Genomic DNA, 8,293 nt, shown 5'->3' on the forward strand with positions numbered 1-8,293 from the left:
CCACCCCTACGCGAGATCTCTTTAAATAACAACACCTTCTTAAATATGATTGCGATTTCATTGTTCTCCACCTTATTTCCAATTTCTTCCTTAGAGCATTTTTTATAATAAACCGTTACCGAAATACTGAAAAACTACACTTTAGGCGGGATGGTGGGCGGCGCGAAATTCACGTTGTTGGGTATGGGTTGAAAAATGTCGGAATGCGAACCCGGCGGGCGGCTGAATAAACCGTTGGGTGCATTCCATATTCTCAATTTGAATTTTCCCTATGCCTTCTTATGCACCAAATCTCCGAACTCTCTCATCCATTTCAATTCTTCTTCTGAAAGCGGACCTTTTTCCACTGCCGCTATTGCTTCATCAATCTGCTCTTTGCTCCTTGGACCAGCCAGCACCATATCCACCGAAGGATTACTCAGTACAAATCTGTAACAATCGCCGGCAGTAGGAACTGGTTTATCTGCTTTCCAACCCTTTGGACTTCTGAGTAATGTTTTATGTTTGGTAGCATTAAACCCGATAATTCCCGCTCTATCTTTCTCCGGCAGAAAATGAAAAACATCCTGCTCTGCTCCTCGATGAGCCATATTATATCTTATCATCAAAACATCCACGGGCCATTTCCGCATTATCTCTTCAACAAATTTTCTCTTATGAGTTGACACACCTAAGAATTTGAACATCCCTTTTTCTTTAAGTTTCAGAAGCTCTTCCAATTTTCTCTGATCCGGGATTTTCCTCATCATTCCTAAAAAGAAGATGTCAATCTGATCTGTGCCTGACCATTTCAGGTGCCGGTGCAAAATCCTTTCAAAGCTATTGGGCAGGCTCCAGAAGTAAGTAGCTGTGGCAAATACGATTTTATCCCGATAACCTGGCAGGATTTTTTTCAAATTCCAGGATACCGGAATATATCCCGGCAAAAAAGGAGCCCAGAAAAAGAAATTTATCCCTTTCTCCAAGGCATAAATGACATTGGTCGCCGAAAGGCCATAACCCGCGCCAATTCCCAAACGGGTCACCTCTAAACCGGTTTTACCTAAAATCGTTTTCTGCACTTCAGACCTTTCAACATTTAGAGTTTCTTGAGATAATATACTGTTTAAATCCTGATTGAAAAAGATATTTCTTGTTGTAGGGACAGGACAGTGTCCTGTCCGTATAGCTTCGGTGAACCTGAAAAGCTGTAGGGGCAATTCATGTCCATATGGATCCATCTGGAAATTGCCCCTACAGAAAAATTATCGCTGAGGCAGGAGTTCAACTCCTGCCCCAGCTTTGCCTGCTTTACAAAACCCATGGACAGAACGATGTTCTGTCCCTACAACTACAACTCGCGATCCTGTCCTACGGATCCATTATCGGAAAAGGGTCGCGCTACGAAAAAATTATTATAAAAAAAATCGGCCAGGTTTTTCCTGGCCGAAAATTTTAAAACTTTACCTCTACTACTTATCTGAAGAACGCCTTTTACATCCCCTGGTGGCACTTCGTCATCTTCTCTTTCTGCTCCGGAGTCAAAAGGACTTTTGCCTCTCTGAAAGCCTTAATGTGAGAAAGTTTCATATCGACCTTCAGTTTCTCCACAGCTCTTAACTTAGCCTCGATATCTTTCAGGGTAGCTTTTTCATCCTCCATCAGAGATTTAAACTCTAACTGGGCTATTTTCAGGTCAGATCCCATTTTGATTTCATTCTTAATAGAACCCATTTTGATGCCCTTCAGAGCTTCCACCTGCTTGTCAGTTAGACCCAAGTCCTTTTTACAGCAGAGGAAAAATTCGGCTTTACAACCACTCATTTCCTCCTCACCTTCCATCATTCCGCACATCCTCATACCCATAATACCAGAACCCATTTTACAGCAGCCCATATGCGACATCATCCCTTCCTGATGCTGTCCGCATTTCTCCTTGGGCATCATCTCCTCACCCATCGCCTTAGCCTCATGCTTACAACCCTTACCCATCTCCATCTGGGCAAAGGACCAGGTGAAAGTCAGCAGGATGAAAAGGAAAATTAAACTTATCACTAAACCAACCTTTTTCATAAATCACCTCCTTCATAGGTTAAAAAGGTTTTAAAATTATACGGATGGAATTGTTATTAATTGAAAAAAAAGATTTCCTTTGGGGAGGATTATTATCTCTTATGGGGGTAACCTGCATTTGTGGGGCAGAAACATCCTATCGTCTTTAAATGGATTACAGGTAAAGCTGTCCCCCCTCAGGCGGATACACTCCATTAGCTTATGGGCTCTATCTCTTAAGACACCATCCCAGGTAATTCTTCTTCCGGAGTTACAAGATGAGTTGCTTCCTCTTCTGGTCTTTTTCCCCGACTAAATCTCAGCAGAATATGTTCCCCTTTTAAAATCAGATTGACCACCTTGATGAATTTCTCCGGGGTCAAGCTCTGAAGACCGTAAGGATGCCAAAAGGTCTTCTGAGGCAGGTGCTGCTTTTCAATCACTTTTGACTTAGGCAAGCTCCTCACCTCCTTTTGCCTCCCTGTTACAGGGAACAAAAGGAAAGGGCTTCACCTAAGAAGTCAAATTTCCATCTGTTCCCTGCGTAATTTTATTTTTTTCAAATAAGCCGTACAATACTCTATGGATACCATACCTGCTTTGTTCTTCCCTCTTGCTAACCTCTGCTTCAAAAAAACCAGAACTACTCTCCTCTTAAATCTATTAACTCCCTGCCTTATTCCTGAACCTCTGATTAAGATATTCCTCTAACTCTTTTTTCTCTTTGGTATCCTCCTCTAAGTTTTGAGATTCTGTTTTTGCTAAGAGAAAATACTGCTCTGCTGACTTTAAATCACCTTTAGCTTGACAAGTCATCCCCAGACCCCAGTGATTGAAAGCAACCAGGTCCGTAAATCCTTCCTTGTCTGCTATCGTTTTCGATTTCAAAAAAAGCTCTGAGGCTTTTGCATAATCTTTTAAAGCTAAATTTGCCCGGGCTAAGTAGAAAAGGATATGCGCGGTCAATTTCAGGTGGTCTGTTTTTTGAACGATATTATAACCTTTCTGAACACATTTCATTCCTTTTAAAATATCCTTTTTCTCCCTGGCAGTCTCGACCAGCCCCCATCCTAAGTTAGTCAAAGCTGAGGCTAAATTACACTGGCATTTCCTGTATAATTTATTATCTCCGGATTTAAATTTTGGGAGATATTTTTTCAGGCTCTTTACGATCTGGGTATTACAGGAGATGGAGTCTTTGTACATCTTATTGTCGTATAGAAAATTTGCCTTCACTGCCTCGAATCTCAGCTTTTGAAACAGGTCTTTGAGCCTGTACTGGGCTAAGTGAAGACCAGCATTGCAGAAGATCTGAAACTCTGTCTTTCGATTCAGCCGGTAATAAAGACAGGTGATCAGATGCAATATGTCGATCACCTGCTTGAGTCTTTCTGGATCTTTTTCTTCCACACTGTAATCTCCAGAGTCCAGCAAGACAAAACACTGGTCCAAAGCTGCCAGGTAACGTCCCCGGTCTTTAAGAGAGTTGATGAACTTTATATTCAGCTCATATTCGATTTTCTGCCAGCCCTCCATCTCTTTGAAATCTCTGAGGAACTCGACATATTTTCTCAAAAGATATTTCGCCTCATCGGTCTTGCCTTCCCGGGCATACTGGAGAACCTGAGTCAGAAGCTCTTCTGGTTTCTCTACATCTTCAAAGAAGTAATCAGAGTATTTATCCTCTAACACCTTCTCCATTATCTTCCTCTCATCCAGATTGAAGATAGTGGCGAACATATTTATATATTCCGGCTTTAAAGGGGATTTTCTGGAGTTATGGATAGCTTTATAGATGGCGCTGGCTGAGACCTCAAACCCCAAATCCTGCCCGATCTTGGCTACTCTTCGAAAAGAGAGATTCCGCCGATTCAAAAGCTCCCGGATGAAATCAGCAAACAGAGTTTTCTCATAAGGACCAGTCTCTTTTGGGGTCATTTTTCCTCCCTGTTTCATCCTCTGTCTGGTAATCAATTAAAAAAGTTGAGTAATTGATGTCAAGCTTAATATGCTTAATTAAGACAAGTCGTGTTTCCTGAAGTAAACAGTTTTTGATATTTTCTGGAGAGTAAACCTTTCCTATGGATCCGCTTCTCGGACAGGTTTACAAAAATAGATAAAGAAGGTAGCCTCAAGTCCTACGGATCCGCTCCTAGGACTTCAGCTTGCGTATTAATGTAACGCAGACTGAAGTCTGCGGCTACCAACTTCAGATTTACCAAACGAGAGATAAAGCTAAAGTCTCAAGACCTTGAGGCTTTATATTCCGCTATTCTTATAAACAAAAAAAGCATCCAGATGGATGCACTCTATATAAAAAACTGCGGAAGGGGGGACTTGAACCCCCACGGGTCACCCCACTACCCCCTCAAGATAGCGTGTCTGCCAATTCCACCACTTCCGCAATGAACTTTCTGAAATGAAGCACGAATTAAAGGAGGAAGACTACTTTTTCTCGCCGGATGTAGGCGGAGGCGGTAGTTCAACCTTTTTTTCGGTCTGAGTCTGTGGCTGAGCCTGGGACTGAGCAGGGGTTGTTCCAGGAATATTGGTTGCAGGCACAGAGCCCTGGGTTCTTTCTTTCTGCGCTTCCTGGCTCACTGCGCTTTTCCCGGCACTGCTGGTCCGGGAGCCGGTTAATGGGGTTATAAAAGTGAGCGCTATAGAGCTTATGAAGAAGGCAATGGCTAAAACCGTGGTGGCTCTGGAGAGGAATGTTGCTGCACCCCTCCCGCCGAAAACCGCACCGGTTATTCCCGAACCTCCAAAAGCACCTGCCAGCCCTTCTCCTTTGCTTGACTGTAAAAGGACCGTGATGATTAGGCCTGCGCAGATAAGGATATGCAACAGGATCAAAAATGCGTACAAAACTCCTCCTTTAACTATAAAATTGATTTTTGAAAACTACAAATCCACACCTGATCTGACAATCTTCTCAAAAGAATCTACTTCCAGGCTCGCTCCCCCGACTAAAGCCCCGTCTATCTCCTGCTCTTTCAAGAGATCTTTGGCATTCTCCGGCTTTACCGAACCTCCATAAAGTATATTCAACCTGGACGCTATTTCCAGCCCATACTTCTCTTCAAGCTTTCTACGGATAAAAAGGTGCACATCATTGGCCTGCTTGGGAGTAGCTGTTTTGCCAGTTCCGATTGCCCAGACCGGCTCATAAGCCAAAACTATCTTCCCGATATCCTCTGGGGTAAGATCCTCAAAAGCTCCTTTTAGCTGATCTTCCACCACCTCTTCGGTTTTCCCTCTTTCCCTTTCCTGCAAAGTCTCGCCAATGCATAGGATCGGAGTAAGCCCTTCTTTTAAGGCGGTTTTAAGCTTCAGGTTGACTATTTTGCTACTTTCGTGAAAAAGGAGCCTTCTTTCCGAATGCCCAATGATGACATATTTACAGCCTAAAGCTAAAAGCATTTGGGCAGAGATCTCTCCAGTAAAAGCACCCTCCCTTTCCCAGTGAATATCCTGAGCACCCAAAAGCAGAGAAGAACCTTCGATGGCTTGACCTACTGACTGCAGAGAGGTGAAAGGCGGACATAAGACTATCCGGATGGTAGAAATATCGGCTAATTTTTCCTTTAGGGCTGTGGCTATGGCATAAGCGTCCTTATGGTCCTTGTACATTTTCCAGTTGCCGGCAATTAAAAGCTGCCTGATTTTCTTCTTAATCTCGGAATTTTGGTGATTGCCAGATTTGTGACTATTCTTCTCGTTCAATTTCTATTTTTTTCTCCTGCGAGGAAAAAGTTTATTTTTTATCAGTTAAAGCCGCAATCCCGGGTAAAATCTTCCCCTCTAAGAATTCCAAGGAAGCACCCCCACCAGTGGAAACGTGGGTCATTTTTTTCTCCAAATTCGCCTTGGCTAAAGCTGCTATTGAATCACCGCCACCAACTATTGTAACTGCATTCTTCCTGGTAACCTCAGCTAGCTCTTTTGCCACTTCCATAGTCCCTCTGGCAAATTTATTCACCTCAAAAACCCCCATAGGCCCGTTCCAGACAACGGTATTAGCTTTCTTGATCTTTTGTTTAAACAGCTCTTCGGTTTTGGGACCTATATCCAGGCCTTTCCAACCTGCAGGGATATTGTCTTTGTCCACCACCTTAGTGGCAGCATCCTCTTTAGCTTCGAGTGCGATTACGAAATCGAGCGGTAATTCTAAGTCCACTTTTTTCTTATCCGCTTCCTGCAAGATCTCCTTAGCTAATTCTATTTTATCCGTTTCCACGAGTGAAGAACCGATCTCTTTTCCCAAAGCCTTGTAGAAGGTGAAAGCCATCCCTCCGCCTATCAGAAGGGTATCCACTTTATCCAGCAGGTTTTTGATAACGTCGATCTTGCCTGAGATCTTGGAACCTCCCAGGATGGCTACAAAGGGCCTTTTGGGCTGGGATAATGCCATACTCAGATATTTCAGCTCTTTCTGCATAAGATATCCAGCCGCACATTCCTTGAAGTATTTGGTTACCCCTTCAGTTGAGGCATGGGCGCGATGAGCTGTTCCAAAAGCATCATTTACATAAACGTCACCTGATTTAGCTAAGCTTTTGGCAAATTCAGGGTCATTCTTTTCCTCCTGAGGATAAAACCTTAGATTTTCCAGAAGGAGACAATTTCCTGGCTTTAACTCAGAGACAGCCTTTTCCACCACTGGTCCAATACAGTCGTTGACGAATTTCACCGGCTTGCCTAAGAGCTTCTCCAATCTTTTAGCCACTGGTGCCAAGCTCAAGCTAGGGTCCTTCCCCTTAGGCCTGCCCAAATGCGACATAAGAATAGCTTTTCCACCTTCAACCAGAATTTTTTCAATCGTGGGCAGAGATTCAACTATCCGGGTATCGTCTGCCACCTCTTTTTTCTCGTTCAGAGGCACGTTGAAATCCACCCTGACCAAAACCCTTTTTTCCTTCAGCTTCAAGTCATCTATGGTTAATTTATTCATCTTTTACCCTCCCCTTATTTTTTCCTTCGTCTTCCTTTTTACGTCTTCCGCTTTTTTTACTTTTTTCCCTTGAACCCTCGAACCCTTAATCCTTGAATCTTTTTTTTATTTACACATCAACTCCATCATCTCCACCATCCTTAAAGAGAAACCCCACTCGTTGTCGTACCAGGAGAAGACCTTCAGCAAATTCTTTCCGGTGACCATTGTGGATAAGGCATCGAATATGGTGGAATGGGAATTTCCGATGACATCGCAGGAGACTATCGGGTCCTCGCAGTATTCGATATATCTTTTCATCTTCCCTTCAGCCAACTTCTTGATTGCAGCATTCACGCTTTCCACAGTTATCTCCTTTTCGGTCTCGCACACCAGATCCACCAGCGAACCGTCGCAAACCGGCACCCTGACCGAGACCCCGTCTAATTTACCTGCCAGCTCAGGCAGGACCAGCGCGATCGCCTTGGCTGCTCCAGTGGAGGTGGGTATCATCGACATGGCGGCTGCTCTGGCTCTTCTCAAATCCTTATGGGGTGAATCTAAGATCCTCTGGTCATTGGTGTAGGCGTGAATGGTAGTCATAAGGCCGCATCTTATTCCGAAGGTATCGTGGATTACCTTGACTATAGGCGCCAGACCATTAGTGGTGCAGGAGCCGATGGAGAAAATCTTGTATTTGCTGCAGTCCATCTGTTCGTCGTTTACCCCAAGCACTATGGTCTGGACCGGAACCTCAGACTTTTTCGCAGGCGCGGAGAGCAGGACTTGTTTGGCTCCTGCTTCTATATGCTTCATAGCTGATTTTCCATCACTGAACTTTCCAGTTGATTCGACTACGATGTCTATTCCCAGTTTTTTCCAGGGAAGAGCAGTTGGATCTTTTTCGCAAAATACCTCCATACTTTTCCCGTCCACGATTATCTTATTTCCGTCCGACTTTATATCGGCCTGCATCGTCCCGTGAACCGAATCGTACTTCAGCAGATGTGCCAGGACCTTGGTGTCAGTTACGTCATTGACCGCCACGAAATCCAGGTTCGGATTTTTATAACCTGCCCGGTAGACCAGCTTTCCTATTCTGCCAAACCCGTTGATAGCGACTTTTATTGCCATTTGTACCTCCTTTTAAAAAACTCATTCTCCAATCTTGCTTCTCTTCTGTTTAATAATATATCCCAGCCCGAAAGTCAACTGGGGTCCGCTGTAATTTTTGACCCCGGCAACGTTTTGACCGAAACTGACCCAGCGGTATTGAAAATCAAGATTAAACAATATCCTGGGAGAAAGGCTGAAATCGACCCCCCAGCC

8 protein-coding genes and 1 tRNA gene are annotated in these 8,293 nt (G+C 43.9%); all 9 read right to left on the reverse strand.

Translation table 11 applies throughout. The features are described 5' to 3' along the window. Positions 1-269 precede the first annotated feature (269 nt). Complete coding sequence (locus MUP17_01655) at positions 270-1,220, reverse strand: aldo/keto reductase (GenBank protein MCJ7457681.1); 951 nt, start codon at positions 1,218-1,220, stop codon at positions 270-272. Positions 1,221-1,473: 253 nt separating this feature from the next. After that, a complete protein-coding gene (locus MUP17_01660; GenBank protein MCJ7457682.1) occupies positions 1,474-2,052 on the reverse strand; it encodes a Spy/CpxP family protein refolding chaperone in 579 nt (192 codons plus the stop codon). 215 nt (positions 2,053-2,267) lie between these two features. Next, positions 2,268-2,489: a hypothetical protein gene (locus MUP17_01665; GenBank protein ID MCJ7457683.1), complete on the reverse strand. Its 222-nt coding sequence runs from the start codon at positions 2,487-2,489 to the stop codon at positions 2,268-2,270. Positions 2,490-2,694: 205 nt separating this feature from the next. After that, a complete protein-coding gene (locus MUP17_01670) occupies positions 2,695-3,969 on the reverse strand; it encodes a tetratricopeptide repeat protein (GenBank protein ID MCJ7457684.1) in 1,275 nt (424 codons plus the stop codon). A 384-nt stretch (positions 3,970-4,353) separates the two neighbouring features. Continuing rightward, positions 4,354-4,435, reverse strand: a tRNA-Leu gene (locus tag MUP17_01675). Positions 4,436-4,476: 41 nt separating this feature from the next. Next, positions 4,477-4,899, reverse strand: a complete 423-nt coding sequence (gene secG, locus MUP17_01680; GenBank protein MCJ7457685.1) for a preprotein translocase subunit SecG — start codon at positions 4,897-4,899, stop codon at positions 4,477-4,479. Between the two features lie 36 nt (positions 4,900-4,935). Next, complete coding sequence (gene tpiA, locus MUP17_01685) at positions 4,936-5,697, reverse strand: triose-phosphate isomerase (protein ID MCJ7457686.1); 762 nt, start codon at positions 5,695-5,697, stop codon at positions 4,936-4,938. Between the two features lie 91 nt (positions 5,698-5,788). Further along, positions 5,789-6,985, reverse strand: a complete 1,197-nt coding sequence (locus tag MUP17_01690; protein ID MCJ7457687.1) for a phosphoglycerate kinase — start codon at positions 6,983-6,985, stop codon at positions 5,789-5,791. A gap of 105 nt (positions 6,986-7,090) precedes the next feature. After that, positions 7,091-8,098, reverse strand: coding sequence for a type I glyceraldehyde-3-phosphate dehydrogenase (gap, locus tag MUP17_01695; GenBank protein MCJ7457688.1), 1,008 nt, complete (start codon positions 8,096-8,098; stop codon positions 7,091-7,093). Positions 8,099-8,293 lie beyond the last annotated feature (195 nt).

It is taken from the genome of Candidatus Zixiibacteriota bacterium, assembly GCA_022865345.1.
In the GTDB taxonomy this organism is placed as follows: Bacteria; Zixibacteria; MSB-5A5; order MSB-5A5; family RBG-16-43-9; genus RBG-16-43-9.

What these genes read in the sequence shown, in the direction of transcription:
- MUP17_01670 (MCJ7457684.1), bottom strand. Translation starts at nt 3,969, where the DNA reads ATGACCCCAAAAGAGACTGGTCCTTATGAGAAAACTCTGTTTGCTGAT.
- gap (MCJ7457688.1), bottom strand. Translation starts at nt 8,098, where the DNA reads ATGGCAATAAAAGTCGCTATCAACGGGTTTGGCAGAATAGGAAAGCTG.
- MUP17_01690 (MCJ7457687.1), bottom strand. Translation starts at nt 6,985, where the DNA reads ATGAATAAATTAACCATAGATGACTTGAAGCTGAAGGAAAAAAGGGTT.
- MUP17_01660 (MCJ7457682.1), bottom strand. Translation starts at nt 2,052, where the DNA reads ATGAAAAAGGTTGGTTTAGTGATAAGTTTAATTTTCCTTTTCATCCTG.
- MUP17_01655 (MCJ7457681.1), bottom strand. Translation starts at nt 1,220, where the DNA reads ATGGATCCATATGGACATGAATTGCCCCTACAGCTTTTCAGGTTCACC.